Raw genomic sequence first — 16089 nt, forward strand, 5'->3', positions numbered from 1 at the left:
TTATTCGCTGGTCACGCCCTGGAACGGACGCACTTCGCGGCCCGGCATGAACACGCCGAAACGCTTGATTTCCCATTCGAGCTTGATGCCGGAATTCTCGAAGACTTCGCGGCGAACCTGTTCGCCGAGATATTCGAGATCGTAACCGGTCGCTTGCCCCATGTTGATCATGAAGTTGCAGTGAAGCGACGACATCTGCGCGCCGCCGATGACGAGACCGCGGCAACCCGCTTCGTCGATCAGCTTCCAGGCCGAATGACCCTCGGGGTTCTTGAAGGTCGAGCCACCGGTCTTCTCGCGGATCGGCTGAACGGTCTCGCGATGGTTGCGCACGGCATCCATGTCGGCACGGATCTTGGCACGGTCCTCGGCATAGCCTTCGAACAGCACCGAGGTGAAGATCAGGTCCTTGGCAGCCGACGAATGGCGATAGGAATAGCCCATATCCGCATTCGAGAGCACATGCTTGTTGCCCTTGCGGTCGATCGCCGTCAGCTCGACCAGACGCTCGCGCGTCTCGCCGCCATTGGCGCCGGCATTCATGCGCGCCGCGCCGCCGATGCTGCCCGGGATGCCGTAGTAGAAATGGAAACCGCCGATGCCGTTATCCATCGCCATCGCCGCGACATGCTTGTCGGGGCAGATCGCGCCGGCGCGGATGCGGTTCTCACCGGCAAGCTCCAGACCGCCAAAACCCTTGGCGGATAGGCGCAGAACGACGCCCGGAATGCCGCCGTCGCGCACCAGAAGGTTCGAGCCGACGCCGACCACGGTCAGCGGCACCTCTTCCGGCAGCAGCTTCATGAAGGCGACCAGGTCGTCCTCGTCATGCGGCTGGAACATCAGCTCGGCGAGACCGCCGGCACGGAACCAGGTGACGCGATCCATGGGGGCATCCGGCGTGATACGACCGCGGATATCCTTGACGCCTTCTCCCAGAGACTCGAGAAGCTTTTCCCCATTGACCTGTTTCATGCAGACTTTCCCGAAAGGCCTTCCAATTGCTTTGGCAGTGCAGCTGCCCAATAAGTGATACTCCCAGCCCCCAAGAGAACCACGAAATCACCCGGCTTTGCAATCTCTGCAACCAGCTCAGGTAGTACGTCTTGTGACGGAAGGAACCGCGCGTCGCGATGGCCGCCCGCCTTGATGCGCGAAACGAGCGCCTCGGAATCGACGCCCTCGATCGGCTCTTCACCCGCGGCATAGACCGGAGCAAGGAAGATGCTGTCGGCATCGTTGAAGCAGTTCGAGAATTCTTCGAACAGGCTCGACAGGCGCGTATAGCGATGCGGCTGGTGAACGGCGATGACCCGGCCCTTGCAGGCTTCGCGCGCGGCGCGCAGCACAGCCTTGATCTCGACCGGATGGTGACCGTAGTCGTCGAACACCTGCACGCCGTTCCATTCGCCGGTCAGCGTGAAGCGCCGCTTGACGCCACCGAAGGACGCGAGGCCCTTGGCGATGTCCTCGTTGGAAATGCCAAGGCGATTGGCGACGGCGATCGCCGCCGTGGCGTTGGCGATATTGTGACGGCCGGGCATCGGCATCACCAGATTGTCGAGCTTGAACACCTTGCCGGTACGGCGACGGCGGATCTCGACGTCGAAGATCGAGCGCGCGCCGTCGATGCGGACATTCATGAAACGCACGTCGGCCTGCGGGTTTTCGCCGTAAGTGACGACCTTGCGGTCCTCGATACGGCTGACCAGCGCCTGCACTTCCGGATGATCGAGGCACATGACGCCGAAGCCGTAGAACGGCACGTTCTCGACGAACTGGCGGAAGGCCGCGCGCACGGCATCGAAATTGCCGTAATGGTCGAGATGTTCGGGGTCGATATTGGTAACGACGGCAACGTCGGCCGGCAGCTTCAGGAAGGTGCCGTCGGATTCGTCGGCTTCGACCACCATCCACTCGCCCTCGCCCATTCGGGCGTTGGTGCCATAGGCGTTGATGATGCCGCCGTTGATGACCGTCGGATCGAGACCACCGGCTTCGAGCAGCGTCGCCACCAGCGAGGTGGTCGTCGTCTTGCCATGCGTACCGCCGATGGCGATCGCATTGCGGAAGCGCATCAGCTCGGCCAGCATTTCCGCACGGCGAACGACCGGCAGCAGCTTTTCGCGCGCCGCGATCAGTTCGGGATTGGTCTTCTTGATCGCCGTCGAAACGACCACGACTTCGGCATCGCCGAGGTTCTCAGCCTTGTGGCCGACGAAGACTTCGATGCCCTTTTCGCGCAGGCGCTGAACGTTCGCACTGTCGGACTGATCGGATCCCTGAACCTTGTGGCCGAGATTATGCAGCACTTCGGCAATGCCGCTCATGCCGATGCCGCCGATGCCGATGAAATGGACGAGGCCTATGGCCTTCGGCAGTTTCATGACTGTGCCCCCTTGAACTCTGCAATTGTACGTCCGGCGGCAATAGCCTCTACCATGCCGGCAAGCAAGTTCGCAGCGTCCGGTTTCCCGGTCTGCTTTGCCGCCGCCGCCATCCGCGCCAGCTTTTCCGGGTCGTTCATCGCATGCGTCAGGATCGAGGCGATCTTCTCGGATGACAGTTCGGCCTGGACGATGACCTTGGCGCCGCCGGTCGCCGCAAGCGCTGCGGCATTCGCCGCCTGGTCATGATCCAGAGCATGCGGATAAGGCACGAGTACGGCCGGGCGGCCGATGACGGAGATTTCCGACACGGTCGATGCGCCCGAACGGCAGATCACAAGATGCGCTTTCGCGAGGCGTTCGGCCATGTCGGTGAAGAACGGCGCGATATCGGCGCCCATCTTCAGCTGCGCGACGCAGCCGCCGACCATTTCCATATCCTCTGGCCGCACCTGCTGGGTAATCCGCAGCCGCGCACGCAGGTTGTCGTCGAGCAGGCTGATCGCCGTCGGCATCGCCTTGGAGAAATATTGCGCGCCCTGGCTGCCGCCGAAGACGACCAGATTGAAGGGCTCGCCCGGATGCGATGGCGCGTAGGGAACCTTTGCCGCCTCGATGATCGCCGGGCGAACCGGGTTGCCCGTCGTCACCGTCTTCTCGGGATAGGCGCCACCATTTTCAGGGAGGAAGCCGCCGGCGATCGCCTGGACGCGGGCCGCCAGCGCCTTGTTGGCGCGGCCCATCACGGCGTTCTGCTCGTGGATCATTGCGGGCACGCCGAGGCGCGTCGCGGCCAGCAGCGGCGGCACGGTCGGATAGCCGCCGAAACCGACGACGACGGCGGGCTTCAGCTTCTGGATCAGCTTCTTGGCCGCGCGCATGCCGCTCCACAGCGTCCAGAGCGAGCGCGCCACCGCGATCGGGTTTTTCGAGCCGATCGTCGCCGAGGGCACGACATGGATCTGTTCGGCCGGGAATTTGCCGGCATAGCGCTCGGCGCGGCTGTCGGTAACTAGATGAACGGAATAACCGCGGGCCTTCAGCTCGTAAGCGAGGGCTTCAGCGGGAAAGACGTGGCCGCCGGTTCCCCCGGCGGCAAGAAGGACGATGCCTTTACTCATATTCTTACTCCGCCGGCATTCCGTGCGGCACGCGGAAGAGGCTCCGGTCCTGCGCACGTTTTTCCGGGCGATGGCGCGTCAGCGCGAGAATGAAACCGGCGGTCACGCAGATCGCCACCATGGACGAGCCGCCGTAGGAAATCAGCGGCAGCGTCATGCCCTTTGCCGGAAGCAGTTCGAGATTGACGCCGATATTGATGATCGACTGGATGCCCATCTGCAGCACGAGGCCGGCGACGGCAAACCGGTTGAAGTCGTTCTTCTCCTTATATGCGTGCGACAGCCCCCTCAAGACAAGGACCGTGAACAGCGCAACGAGCGCGATGCAGAAGATGATGCCGAATTCCTCGGCGGCGACCGAGAAGATGAAGTCGGTATGCGCGTCCGGGATGATGCGCTTGACGATCCCTTCGCCCGGACCCTGGCCGAACCAGTCGCCGCGGATGATCGCTTCGCGGGCGGTATCGATCTGGAACGTGTCGCCCTCGCCGGTCATGAACTTGTCTATTCGTCCGGCAACGTGCGGGAAGACGTAATAGGCCGAGACGAGACCGCCGGCGCCGCCGACGCCGAGCACGATGATCCAGAGCCAGGGCATCCCGGCCATGAAGAACATGCCCCCCCAGACCGCTGTCGTCAGGATCGTCTGGCCAAGGTCAGGCTGGGCGACGAGAAGTGCCGCGACCATGCCGAACAGGATGATGGCGAAGAGGTTGCCCGGAATTTCCGGCTGGCGCGCATGCTCGGCGAACAGCCAGGCACAGACGACGACGAAAGCCGGCTTCATGAATTCCGACGGCTGGATGGAGATGCCGGCGAGCGTTACCCAGCGCCTGGAGCCCTTGACTTCGACGCCGAAGAACAGCGCCAGCAGCATCATCGCCAGCGCGACGATCAACAGCAGGATGGCGGTGCGGCGCACCTGACGCGGCGTCAGGAACGACAGCCCGATCATCACCATCAGCGACGGGATCATGAAGGCCGCATGGCGCTTGACGAAGTGAAAGGGCTCGAGCCCGATGCGCTCGGCAACCGCGGGCGACGCGGCGAAGGACAACATGAAGCCGATGCCCATCAGGAAGACGAACATCGCCAGGAAAAAGCGGTCGATGGTCCAAAACCAATCGGCCAGAGGCCCACGTTCCGCGCGGCTTACCATGTCATTTATCTCCTGTTGCCGAACCGATCAGCATGGTGATTCCGTCGAGCGCTGCCACATGGCTGACAAATGCATCGCCCCTGACTTCGAAGTTCTTATATTGGTCGAAGCTTGCGCAAGCCGGGGATAGCATCACCGCGACAGGGCCAGTTTCATCTTTTTCCGCATCGGCAGCCGCATGCGCGACGGCGCGCTCCAGCGTGCCGGAGATCTCGTAGGGCACCGCCTCGCCGAGCGTCGCGGCAAATTCGGCCGCCGCCTCGCCGATCAGGTAGGCCTTGGCGATGCGTGGGAAGAACGGCGCAAGCGTCGTGATCCCGCCGGATTTCGGCAGGCCACCGGCGATCCAGTAGATACGGTCGTAGCTCGACAGCGCTGGTGCAGCCGCATCGGCGTTGGTCGCCTTCGAATCGTTGACGAAGACGGCGTGGCCGCGCCTGCCGACCGGCTGCATGCGATGCTTCAGGCCCGGGAAGGACGCGAGCCCTGCCCTGATCTCATCGGCGCTGACGCCGACGGCAAGGCAGGCAGCAACGGCCGCAGCCGCATTCTGCGCGTTGTGGCTGCCGCGCAGCGTCTGGATGCCATCGAGATCGGCAAGCGGCAGTGCCGCGCCACCGGAGGCTTGAATGAGGCGCGTGCCTTCAGCGTAGATACCGTCGGCCAGCGGCTGTCGGCGCGAGATGCGGACAACCTTGGTCCCGGCACGCTCGACGCGGTCGGCGATCATTTCGCAATAGCTGTCATCGACACCGACGATCGCCGTATCGCTTCCGGCGACTAGGCGTTCCTTGACGTCGGCATAATGCTGCATTGTGCCGTGACGATCGAGATGATCGGGCGTCAGGTTGAGAAGGATGCCAGCCGACGGATTGAGCGTCGGCGCCAGATCGATCTGGTAGGACGAGCACTCGACCACATAGAAGCGCTGCGCCTTCGGCGGATCAAGCGTCAGAACGGCGGTGCCGATATTGCCGCCGAGCTGCGTATCCCTGCCTGACGATTTCAGGATATGGGCGATCAGCGCCGTCGTGGTCGACTTGCCGTTGGTGCCGGTTATGGCGATGAACGGGCTGTCAGGCGCATGGGCGCGACGCTCGCGAACGAAGAGTTCGACATCGCCGACGATATCGACACCGGCGGCACGCGCCAGATCGACGGTCCAATGCGGCTTCGGATGGGTCAGCGGTACTCCCGGAGACAGCACAAAGAGTGACTGCGCCGCCCAATCGATACCGTGAAGATCGGCCGTCGCGATGCCTTCGGCACCTGCCTTGGCGACACTATCAGGATTGTCGTCCCATGCCGTGACTTCTGCGCCTCCGGCAACCAGCGCCCGGGCCGTGGCAAGGCCGGAACCGCCGAGCCCGAAAAGCGCGACCTTCTTACCAGCGAGTGTCGTGACCGGAATCATTGCCCGCTCACCGCAGCTTCAGGGTGGAAAGGCCGAGCATCGCCAGGCCGACGGCAACGATCCAGAAGCGGATGACCACCTGGCTTTCCGTCCAGCCCTTCTTTTCGAAATGGTGGTGGATCGGCGCCATCAGGAAGACGCGGCGGCCGGTCATCTTGAAGAAACCGACCTGAATGATGACCGAGAGCGTCTCCATCACGAACAGGCCGCCGATGATCGCCATGACGATCTCGTGCTTGGTGGCGACGGCAACGGTGCCGATCGTGCCGCCGAGCGCCAGCGAACCGGTATCGCCCATGAAGATTGCAGCGGGTGGCGCATTGAACCACAGGAAGCCGAGACCGGCGCCGATGACGGCGCCGAGAACGACAGCAAGCTCGCCGGTGCCGGGCACGAAATTGATCTGCAGATAGCCCGCGAACACCGCGTTACCGGCGAGGTAAGAGATGATGCCGAAGGAGGCCGCGGCGATCATCACCGGAACGATCGCCAGACCGTCGAGACCATCGGTCAGGTTCACGGCATTGCCGGCCGCGACGATGACGAAGCCGCCGAAGACAACGAACATAATGCCGAGATTGATCAGGAAGTCCTTGAAGAAGGGGAAGGCAACCGACGAGCCGAAGGTCGAGCCCGCAGGACCCGAGGCCAGCGACGTGCGCATCATGAAATAGACGGCGATGCCGGCAATGATGAACTCGATGCCGAGGCGGGCCTTGCCGGAAAAGCCCTTGTCGCTCTGCTTCGTCACCTTGAGATAGTCGTCATAGAAGCCGATCGCGCCGAAACCGAGCGTCACCAGCAGGGTCGCCACGACATAGACATTCGAGAGGTCAGCCCAGAGCAGCGACGAACCGACGATACCGGCCAGGATCATCAGGCCGCCCATGGTCGGCGTACCGGCCTTCTTGAAATGCGTCTGCGGACCATCGGCGCGGATCGGCTGACCCTTGCCTTGGCGGATGCGCAGCGACCGGATGATCATCGGCCCGAACAGGAAGACGATCAGTGCGGACGTAAAAAGAGAGGCGCCTGTGCGGAAGGTAATGTATCTGAACAGGTTCAGAAATTTAAAATGTTCCGACAGTTCGACTAGCCAAATCAGCATTCAGGGCCCCTTGTTTACCCGGTCAAATCTCGCGCTGCGTGTCCGCAAATGGCGCAAACTTGTCAAGGAGCGCGGCAACGATCTTGCCGAAACCAATCCCCAATGACGATTTGACCATCAAGACATCGCCCGGCTCGACCGAGTTCAGTACAAAATCTTTGAGTTCTTCCGTCGTCTCGCGGTACTCGACGGCAACGCTGTCGGGGAGCGAGTCCCTCAGCGCCTGCATGTCCTTGCCTGCGAGCCAGACATGTTCGATACCGGCCGCAAGCAGCGGACCGGCGAGATCGGAATGTACGCGCTCGGCAAATTCGCCCATCTCCAGCATGTCGCCGAGCACGGCGACGCGGCGGCCGTAGCCCTGCGGGACGGCGGCAGCGAGCAGCGCGATCGCCGCGCGCATAGAGGCCGGGTTGGCGTTGTAGCTCTCGTCGATGACGGTCAAGGTGCCTGCGCCGAGCCTCAGTTTGTGGCGCTTGCCCCTGCCCTTTTCGGGCTGCAGCGTCGCCAGCGCATCGATCGCCTTGTCGAGATCGGCACCGACGAGGGTCACGACGCCGAGTGCAGCAAGCGCGTTCTCGGCGATATGGCGGCCGGGCGCGCCGATCGCCACTTCGAGCGTATCGCCATCGATCGTCAGCCACAGCGCCGAACTCTCGTCGGAACCGTTGAATTCGGCAAGACGGAATTCCGCCTTGGCATGCTGGCCGAAGGAATGGATGTTGGTGATACCGAGCGCCTGGGCGGTGCGGTCGAGGAAATTATACTGGTCGTTGTCGCGGTTCAGCACGACATGACCGCCGGGCGTCAAGCCTTCGAAGATCTCGGCCTTGGCGGCAGCGATTTCCTTGATGCTCTTGAAGTTGCCGAGATGGGCCGGCGCGATCGTGGTGATGACGGCGACATGCGGGCGGATCATCTGCACCAGTGGACGGATCTCGCCCGGGTGGTTCATGCCGACCTCGAAAACGCCGAAATGCGTATCGAGCGGCATGCGCGCCAGGGTCAGCGGCACGCCCCAGTGGTTGTTGAAGGAGGCGACCGAGGCATGCACCTTGCCGGATGGCGAGAGCACGTGGCGCAGCATCTCCTTGGTGGTCGTCTTGCCGACCGAACCGGTCACCGCGATGATCTGCGCCCGCGAGCGCTGGCGCGAGGCGATCGCCAGGCGTCCAAGCGCATCCAGCACATCGTCGACGACGATCATCGGCACGGTCAGCCGGCCGAGACCCGCAAGCCGCGCTTCACTGACGACGAGCAGCGACGCACCGTTGGCCATCGCCATCGAGGCATAGTCGTGACCGTCGACGCGGTCGCCCTTGATGGCGAAGAAGGCTTCGCCCGGCCCGATCGAGCGGCTGTCGATGGAAATGCCGGTGATCCCCTGCGGCAGCGTGCCAAAGGGGCGTCCCGCCATCGCGGTGATCATGTCTTCCGTGGTCCAAAGCCAGTTCAAGGTTTCAGCTCCTCCAAGGCCTCACGCACTTCGGCGTGATCCGAGAAAGGCAGCGTCACACTCCCGATGGTCTGCCCTTCCTCATGTCCCTTGCCGGCGACAATCAGCGTGTCGCCCGACTTCAGCATTGCGACGGCCTTGCTGATCGCCAGCGACCGGTCGGCGATTTCGGTGGCGCAGGTCGCAGCCGCCATGATCTCGGCGCGGATCGTCGCCGGATCTTCCGAGCGCGGATTGTCGTCGGTGACGATCACCACGTCGGCCAGACGGCAGGCGATCTCGCCCATGATCGGGCGCTTGCCCTTGTCGCGGTCGCCGCCGCAGCCGAAAACCACGACGACACGGCCGGTGGTGAACGGACGGACGGAATTCAGGACGTTCTCAAGCGCATCCGGCTTGTGGGCGTAATCGACGTAAGCGAGCGCGCCATCCTGGGTGTGGCCGACCAGCTCGAGGCGGCCGGAAGCACCCTGCAGCTTTTCGAGCGCAGCCATTGCGACCTTGGCCGGAACGCCTGTCGACATCGCAAGCCCTGCGGCAACCAGCGCATTGGCGATCTGGAAATCGCCGGCCAGCGGAATATCGACCTCGAAGATCTCGTCGCCGACATGCACTTCGGCCACCTGTTTGTGGCGGAAATGCTCGACGCGCTTCAATGTCAGGTAATCGCCCTTGCGGCCGACTGTGCGGACATCGTGACCGGCCTTGGTGGCCGCTTCGATGGCCTGCGGCGACCATGGGTCGTCGGCAAAGATGATCGCTGGCGAGCCCTTCGGCAGCAGCGTATCGAAGAGCCGCATCTTGGCGGCCATGTAGTCCTCGACCGTCGGATGATAATCCATGTGATCGCGGCCGAGATTGGTGAAGGCGGCGGCGGCCAACTTGACACCATCGAGGCGGCTCTGGTCGAGACCGTGGCTTGAGGCTTCCATCGCGGCATGCGTCACGCCCTCATCGGCGAGTTCGGCAAGCAGCTTGTGCAGCGAAACCGGGTCGGGCGTGGTCAGCGAGCCGTAATCGTTGCGGGTCGGCGAAACGACGCCGGTCGTACCGATCATCGCGGCCGGATGCCCGGCATGAGCATAAATCTGGCGGGTGAAGGAGGCGACCGAGGTCTTGCCTGCCGTGCCCGTTACGGCAACCATCGTGCCCGGCTGCTTGCCGTAGAAGTTGGCGGCCGCAAGCGACAGGAAGCGGCGCGGATCCTTGACGACGAGAACGGGGATGGAAGCTTCGACCGGCTGCGAGGTGATCGCGACTGCGGCACCGTTCCTGGCGGCGTCGGCGATGAAGCCCGCGCCATCGGCCTTGGTCCCGGCAACGGCGACGAAAGCCATGCCGCGTTCGACCTTGCGGCTGTCGGCTGTCAGGCCTGAAATTTCCAGCCCGCCTGCCGGTCCGTCGAGTTGATCCTTGATTTCCGGAAATGCGCTTCCGGCAATGTCCCGCAGTTTCATCAATGTCTTTTCTCTCTGGCGCCGCTCACCCCACGCGAATCGGCGCCGTATTCATTCAGACTCAATAAGACACCAACAAGGCCGATCCGTCTTCGCCGAATTGCGGTTCGACGCCAAGAATGGGGGCTGCGCGGCGGATAATGTTCTTCACCATCGGCGCAGCCGTGTAAGCGGCAATGTTCTGGCCCTTCTCGCCGTTATGCGGCTCGTCGCAGAAAGTCAGCACCACATAGCGCGGATTGTCGATCGGGAAGGCTGCCAGGAAGGCGTTGAAGTTGAGGTTGTGGGCGTAGCGGCCGTTGACGACCTTGTCGGCCGTACCCGTCTTGCCGCCGACATTGAAGCCCGGCACGTCGGCATTGCGGCCCGACCCCTTCAGACCGTTCAACTTGAAGAGATAGCGAATGCTGTCGCTGGTGCTCTTCTTGACGACGACTTCCGCCGTCTCGTCCGCCTGTTCGCGGGTGCGCGGCAGGAAGGTCGGCTCGATCAGCTTGCCGCCATTGACGAGAGCAGCACCGGCAACCGCCGTCTGCATCGGCGTTGTCGAAACACCGTGGCCGAAGGAGATCGTGATCGAGTTGATCTTCTTCCAGACCCTCGGCTGGCTCGGCATCTTCACTTCAGGAAGCTCGGTCTTCATCTTCGTCAGCAGGCCGAAGCGCGTCAGGTAATCCTTCTGCATCTCCATACCGACGATATCGATCATCTTCGCGGTACCGATGTTCGACGAATATTCGAAGATTTCAGGAACCGTCAGCCAGCGGCGCTGGCCGTGGAAGTCGTTGATGGTGAAGCCGCCGATGCGGATCGGGCGGCTGGCATCGAAGCTGTCGTTGATGCTGACCTTGCCGCTGTCAAGCGCCATGGCGGTCGAGAAGGTCTTGAAGGTCGAGCCCATTTCGAACGTGCCGTTCGACATGCGGTTCAGCCAGCCTTCCTTGGCGCCCTCTTCCGGATTGTTCGGATCGAAGTCAGGCGCCGAAGCCATGCCGAGCACTTCGCCGGTATGGATGTCGAGCACGACGGCACCGGCGCCCTTGGCTTCGTAATTGGTCACGGCGCTGGTGACGACGTCGCGGACGATGTTCTGAACGCGGATATCGATCGACAGCTTCACCGGCTCGAGCGGCTGACCGCTGGTCATGCCGACGGAAGCGAGATCGGCAAGCCCCTGATCGTCGATATATTTCTCCATGCCGGAGACGCCGCGGTTGTCGATATTGACGTAACCGAGAATGTGCGAGGCCGTCGGACCACCCGGATAGAAGCGGCGCTTTTCCGGACGAAAGCCGACACCGGGAATGCCGAGTGCCAGGATCTGGCTCTGCTGCTTCGGCGTCAGCTGGCGGCGCAGCCAGGCGAAATGCGAGCTCTTCACCGAAAGCTTGCGATAGGTGCCCTTGACGTCGAGATCCGGCAATACGGTCGCCAGCTTCTCGATCGCCTCGTCGGCATCGACGATCTTGTTGGGCTCGGCAAACAGCGACACCGTGCGGATGTCGGTCGCCAGCACTTCGCCGTTACGGTCGAGAATATCAGGGCGCGAGGCCATCAGCCGGTCGGGCGGCAGGATCGAGGAAACGACCTCAGGATCCTTCATTGCATATTCGACGAGACGGCCGCCGATGACGCCGTAAAGCGCCGTGAAGCCGATGATCAGCAGGCCGACGCGGCTTTTCGCCTGGCCGGACTTCTTCTTGCGCGAACCTTCCAGCGGAAGGCTGCCGGTCGGGCCGCCGAAGCGGTTATAGACGCCGGAGGAGAAATGAGCCTGGCTCTTCAGAACCATGATGCGAGAGAGAAACGACATGCTTACTCCACCGATCCGGTTGCCATTTCGTCCTGGTCTTCGACCTCGGGCACAGCTGCCCGCGGCACAGGCTTCGGCGCCGCCTTGGCGGCAATAGCCGTTCCAGCCGCCGGCTTCTTCGCAGCCACGGCAGGAACGCCCGGCTTCTGGTCGGCCTTGGCTTCGGTGACATCGGGAACCGGAACCTGCGACTTCAGCATCGGCAGTTCGCGTGCATGGATGAGCGAGGTCGAATCCGTCGGCTGCAGCTTCAGCTCGTCATTATAAGTATTGACGAGGCGCTCCAGCCGGTTCGGCTGAGACTGCAGGGCCCAATCGGCCTTCAGTAGCTCGATCGTGTCCTTCTCGAGCTTGATCTCGGCCTCGAGGCGATGAACCTCCTCGAGCTTCAGCTCGGCGCGATGCTTGATCGTATAGGTCACGGCGGCCGCGGCCGTCATGACACCGATCAAAACGAAGTCGAACGTTCTCAGCACATCAACCCCCAAGTTTTCCGAGACTAGCCAGGCTAGGCAGGCCGAAGATGGACATGTCCGCTGCTTCGGCCGGAGCCGATGTGCGCTCCCCAGCGCGCAGCTTGGCGGAACGTGCCCGTGGATTTGCTTCGGCTTCCGCCTTGCTGGCAGCAACCATAGACTTCCCGACCGCATTGAACGTGGCGGCGCGCTCGTGCGCCACCGGAAGGTGACGCGAGCCCGAGGCCTTGCCGGCGCGATCGGAGAAGAATTTCTTGACGATCCGGTCTTCCAGTGAGTGGAAGGTGACGACGACGAGACGGCCGCCCGGCTTCAGCGCACGCTCGGCGGCAAACAGCGCCTGAGCCAGCTCACCGAGCTCGTCATTGACGAAGATGCGCAGCGCCTGAAACACCTGGGTCGCAGGATGAATCTTGTCCTTCATCTTGCGCGGCGTCACCAGCTCGATTAGCCCGGCGAGATCGCGGGTGGTTTCGAACAGCTTTTCGGCGCGGCGCTTCTCGATCGCATGCGCGATGCGCGGCGCCTGATCCTCTTCACCGAGGAAATGAAAAATGCGGATCAGCTCGGCGACCTTGGCGCGGTTGACCACATCGGCAGCAGAGACACCGGCAGCCGACATGCGCATATCAAGCGGACCGTTCTTCGAGAACGAGAAGCCGCGATCCGCCTCGTCGATCTGCATCGAGGACACGCCGATATCGAGTACGACGCCATCGAGCCCGCCGGCAGGCGCATGATCTGCAAGATTGGAAAACTGCGAGTGAATGAGCTGGAGATGACCGGAATGCTCAGCCACCAGCACCTGACCGGCAGCGATGGCCGTCGGATCGCGGTCGAGCGCGACGACATCAGCACCAGCGGCGAGAATCGCCGACGTATAGCCGCCTGCACCAAATGTGCCGTCGAGAACGACCTTGCCGGAAGACGGCTGCAGCGCGTCGAGCACCTCGTTGAGAAGAACCGGAATGTGACGAACCGGTCCGCCACCAGCTTCGGATGAACCTCCGCCAGGATTCGTCACCATTCCGCGCCCTCGCTTGTTCAGGAGCGCTTGCCCGCCAGCGCGCGCCCCTCTCGTGCCTGCATCTGGGCCGCCTGAAATGCCTGCGGCTGCCACAGCTGAAAATGATCTGCCCGCCCGACGAAAGTCACCTCGTCCGAGATCCTCGTGAAATCCCGAATGAAATCCGTGACCATCAAACGCCCCTCGGCGTCGAGCTTCATGAAGACCCCGCCCCCATGAATGAGAAGCGACATCTCGTTCGCGACCGGCGAAAACGGATCCTCCGCAGCGATCTGCCGCTCGAATCTTTCGAGAAGATCCGGGCCGCCGACGCTGATCGCCGGAAACACAAAATCCTGGAAGCAATAGAGCTCCTGGATATTGCGCTGCGCCAGCACGGAACGAAAGGCCGCAGGCACGGAAACCCTGCCCTTGGAATCGATCCTGTTGGTCGCACTTGAAAGGAAGCGGCTCATGACACGAAACATCCGTTTCCGAAAGAGCCCGAAGCGAAGAACCGCCACCGGAACCCTTAACACAGAGCACAGCTTCGCAAGCCGAACGGACCGAGACCCGCCCGGCGCTTCCGGAACGGAAGGCGCCTTGGCTTTGCGATTGACGGGCAGATGATTGCCCTTGTGCAGTGCTCTTATGGGATACCATGGGACCATATGGGCGTCAATGGGAAACGCCCCTCTCGCGATGAGCGCAGTACCGAAAATTTATAAGCTGTTAAGTTTAACAAAGGGTTAGGATCGGCATTTTCCGGCACCCGAGAAAACGTCCGTAAGAAACCGCAAATATAGGCTGAGCGCCTGATTTCTCAGCATAAACCGGCCGCGACGGCGGCGGCTGCCGCCACCGCGCCGAAGGCATGATGATAGAAGAAAGTTAAATCGCCAGTTGGCCTGTAAGCCGGGTTCTGTATGGCTCCGGTTTGACCCGGAACGTGGCAGCCATTCCTCTGGGACAGCGTTTGCACGCTGCCTCTCGCAACCCACCCGGATGACTGGCCTGGAAACCAGCCGGAAGGCTTGCGCCAACCGCGTCATCCCTATTCGGTCTTGCTCCCGGTGGGGTTTACCGTGCCGTTTGCGTTGCCGCAAACGCGGTGGGCTCTTACCCCACCCTTTCACCCTTACCTGCGCGGACGCAGGCGGTTTGCTTTCTGTGGCACTTTCCCTGAGGTCGCCCTCGCCGGACGTTATCCGGCACCGTGTTTCCGTGGAGCCCGGACTTTCCTCACCCTACCACCTTTCGGCATTGTAAAGCGCGGCTGCCCGGCCAACTGGCAGCGCTCCCTTAGCGGAGCCCGCCGGCAATTGCCACAGCAAATATCAGCGCGGGTTACCGGAAAGCCGGTTTGAAATCCGTCGCATAGCCCTGCGGCGCAATCTCGCCGGTCATCAGCAGCTCGGCGCCCAGCCGCCCGATCTCGTCCGAACTCTTCGCCGACGTCCCGGCGCAACCGGTCAGCACGGCGATGCCGGGCGACGAGGTGAAGCCGATCATCGGATGCCTGCTGGCCGTTTTCGACACCACGCAGGATGCCGTCGAGACCGAGAGCGGCTTCAAATCCGGAACCAGACGCCGGGTGATCAGCATCAGGTGATCGCGTGCCCGCGGCCGGCCATCGGTGCGGAACCAGGCCCGGAGCTCGGCATCAGTCTTCAGCTGGTAGTCATCAGGGTCGCCACCGATCTTCAGATAGAGTTTTCCGTCAGGGTAACGGATCGGCGGCAGCAGGTAGATGTCGATATCGCGGGTTTCGAGAATGAGCGACGGCATGCCGGCAAAGGCCGCACCCTGCTCCTCGCTGACCTCGAACATCACCACCGTCCGCCCATAAACCGACATATCAACGGATTCGGCCAAGAGATTCTCGCTGATGGAGAAACCGCCCGCCGCGAGCAGCACCTTTTCCGCCGTGACGGTCCTGCCGCCCGATGTCTCCACCGCAACGATCCCGCCCTCGTCGCGGATCGCCGTCACATAGTCGCGGATGACAGTGGCACCGCGCTTTTCGGCAATCGTGGACTGCGCTCTCACCAGCCGCCGCGGGCTGATATAGCCGGCATCCTCCCGCTGGAAGACGCCCTCGCAACCCTGCGGTAGGGCGAAATAGGGGAAGGCCTGCTTCAACGCAGCGCCATCAAGCATCCGCGTCTCGACATCGAGCGAATCCGCCGCATTCTTGGTATCGCGGGTGTAGTCGGAACCGGTGGGAGCAACGACGACGCAGCCCGCTTCGGTATAGAAATCGATGCCGCTTTCCGCCGCGATCTCCGCGTAGCGCGCGATGGAGCGATTGGCGAGAAGCGCCCAGTCCCGGTCGGGATCGACCGTGCGAGTGATGCGGCCTTCGTCATAGTGGCTGGCGAAGACGCCCTGATGCGCCCTGCGATTCTCCGGCTCGTCCGGACCGATGACGGCAACGCCATCCGCCTGCATGGCGAGATATTTTGCGGCAGCCGCGCCCATCATGCCGCGGCCGACGACGATATATTTGAAATCCGCTGCCATGCCTGCCTTCCCTGTCTGCCGGAATAGGATTCCGGAAATCCGGGGACAGGGATAGCCGCCTGCGGGATGGGCGGCAAGGCGGCGAGCCGTCATGGCCGCCGGCATCTGCCCGTCTTCAACCCGGCCATGTCTCACCTCGCTTCTGCGACGTCAGACATTGCGGCCGGAA

General features: G+C 62.6%; 13 protein-coding genes and 1 other RNA gene. All 14 read right to left on the reverse strand.

Going from position 1 to position 16089, the window contains the following annotated elements:
* Positions 1 to 975, reverse strand: coding sequence for a UDP-N-acetylmuramate dehydrogenase (murB, locus tag ACEN84_RS20920; protein WP_130277993.1), 975 nt, complete (start codon positions 973 to 975; stop codon positions 1 to 3).
* The gene (gene murC, locus ACEN84_RS20925) at positions 972 to 2387 is read right to left on the reverse strand and encodes a UDP-N-acetylmuramate--L-alanine ligase (RefSeq protein ID WP_112715476.1); all 1416 of its coding nucleotides are present in this window, start codon (positions 2385 to 2387) and stop codon (positions 972 to 974) included. Before murC ends, murB begins: the two co-directional genes overlap by 4 nt.
* Positions 2384 to 3508, reverse strand: coding sequence for an undecaprenyldiphospho-muramoylpentapeptide beta-N-acetylglucosaminyltransferase (gene murG, locus ACEN84_RS20930; protein WP_413709779.1), 1125 nt, complete (start codon positions 3506 to 3508; stop codon positions 2384 to 2386). The genes murC and murG overlap by 4 nt, the downstream gene beginning before the upstream one ends.
* 4 nt (positions 3509 to 3512) lie before the next feature.
* Positions 3513 to 4667, reverse strand: a complete 1155-nt coding sequence (ftsW, locus tag ACEN84_RS20935; RefSeq protein WP_112715480.1) for a putative lipid II flippase FtsW — start codon at positions 4665 to 4667, stop codon at positions 3513 to 3515.
* 1 nt (position 4668) lies between these two features.
* Positions 4669 to 6081, reverse strand: coding sequence for a UDP-N-acetylmuramoyl-L-alanine--D-glutamate ligase (murD, locus tag ACEN84_RS20940; protein ID WP_413709780.1), 1413 nt, complete (start codon positions 6079 to 6081; stop codon positions 4669 to 4671).
* Positions 6082 to 6088: 7 nt separating this feature from the next.
* Positions 6089 to 7189: a phospho-N-acetylmuramoyl-pentapeptide-transferase gene (gene mraY / locus ACEN84_RS20945; protein ID WP_112715484.1), complete on the reverse strand. Its 1101-nt coding sequence runs from the start codon at positions 7187 to 7189 to the stop codon at positions 6089 to 6091.
* Positions 7190 to 7211: 22 nt separating this feature from the next.
* Positions 7212 to 8645 carry a UDP-N-acetylmuramoylalanyl-D-glutamyl-2,6-diaminopimelate--D-alanyl-D-alanine ligase gene (locus ACEN84_RS20950; RefSeq protein ID WP_413709781.1) on the reverse strand — a complete coding sequence of 478 codons (1434 nt, stop codon included), beginning with the start codon at positions 8643 to 8645 and terminating at the stop codon, positions 7212 to 7214.
* Positions 8642 to 10102 carry a UDP-N-acetylmuramoyl-L-alanyl-D-glutamate--2,6-diaminopimelate ligase gene (locus ACEN84_RS20955; RefSeq protein ID WP_413709782.1) on the reverse strand — a complete coding sequence of 487 codons (1461 nt, stop codon included), beginning with the start codon at positions 10100 to 10102 and terminating at the stop codon, positions 8642 to 8644. The genes ACEN84_RS20950 and ACEN84_RS20955 overlap by 4 nt, the downstream gene beginning before the upstream one ends.
* A 61-nt stretch (positions 10103 to 10163) precedes the next feature.
* The gene (locus tag ACEN84_RS20960; RefSeq protein ID WP_112715490.1) at positions 10164 to 11915 is read right to left on the reverse strand and encodes a peptidoglycan D,D-transpeptidase FtsI family protein; all 1752 of its coding nucleotides are present in this window, start codon (positions 11913 to 11915) and stop codon (positions 10164 to 10166) included.
* A gap of 2 nt (positions 11916 to 11917) precedes the next feature.
* Positions 11918 to 12391 (reverse strand): hypothetical protein, encoded by a 474-nt coding sequence (locus tag ACEN84_RS20965; protein ID WP_413709783.1) that lies wholly within the window; start codon positions 12389 to 12391, stop codon positions 11918 to 11920.
* 1 nt (position 12392) lies between these two features.
* The gene (gene rsmH, locus ACEN84_RS20970; protein WP_413709784.1) at positions 12393 to 13418 is read right to left on the reverse strand and encodes a 16S rRNA (cytosine(1402)-N(4))-methyltransferase RsmH; all 1026 of its coding nucleotides are present in this window, start codon (positions 13416 to 13418) and stop codon (positions 12393 to 12395) included.
* 17 nt (positions 13419 to 13435) lie between these two features.
* Positions 13436 to 13873 (reverse strand): division/cell wall cluster transcriptional repressor MraZ, encoded by a 438-nt coding sequence (mraZ, locus tag ACEN84_RS20975; RefSeq protein WP_413709785.1) that lies wholly within the window; start codon positions 13871 to 13873, stop codon positions 13436 to 13438.
* Between the two features lie 419 nt (positions 13874 to 14292).
* Positions 14293 to 14689: RNase P RNA component class A (gene rnpB, locus ACEN84_RS20980), an RNA gene on the reverse strand.
* A 55-nt stretch (positions 14690 to 14744) separates the two neighbouring features.
* A complete protein-coding gene (locus ACEN84_RS20985; RefSeq protein ID WP_413709786.1) occupies positions 14745 to 15920 on the reverse strand; it encodes an NAD(P)/FAD-dependent oxidoreductase in 1176 nt (391 codons plus the stop codon).
* Positions 15921 to 16089: the final 169 nt, after the last annotated feature.

Source organism: Rhizobium sp. Rhizsp82, from assembly GCF_047325115.1.
GTDB lineage: Bacteria > Pseudomonadota > Alphaproteobacteria > Rhizobiales > Rhizobiaceae > Rhizobium.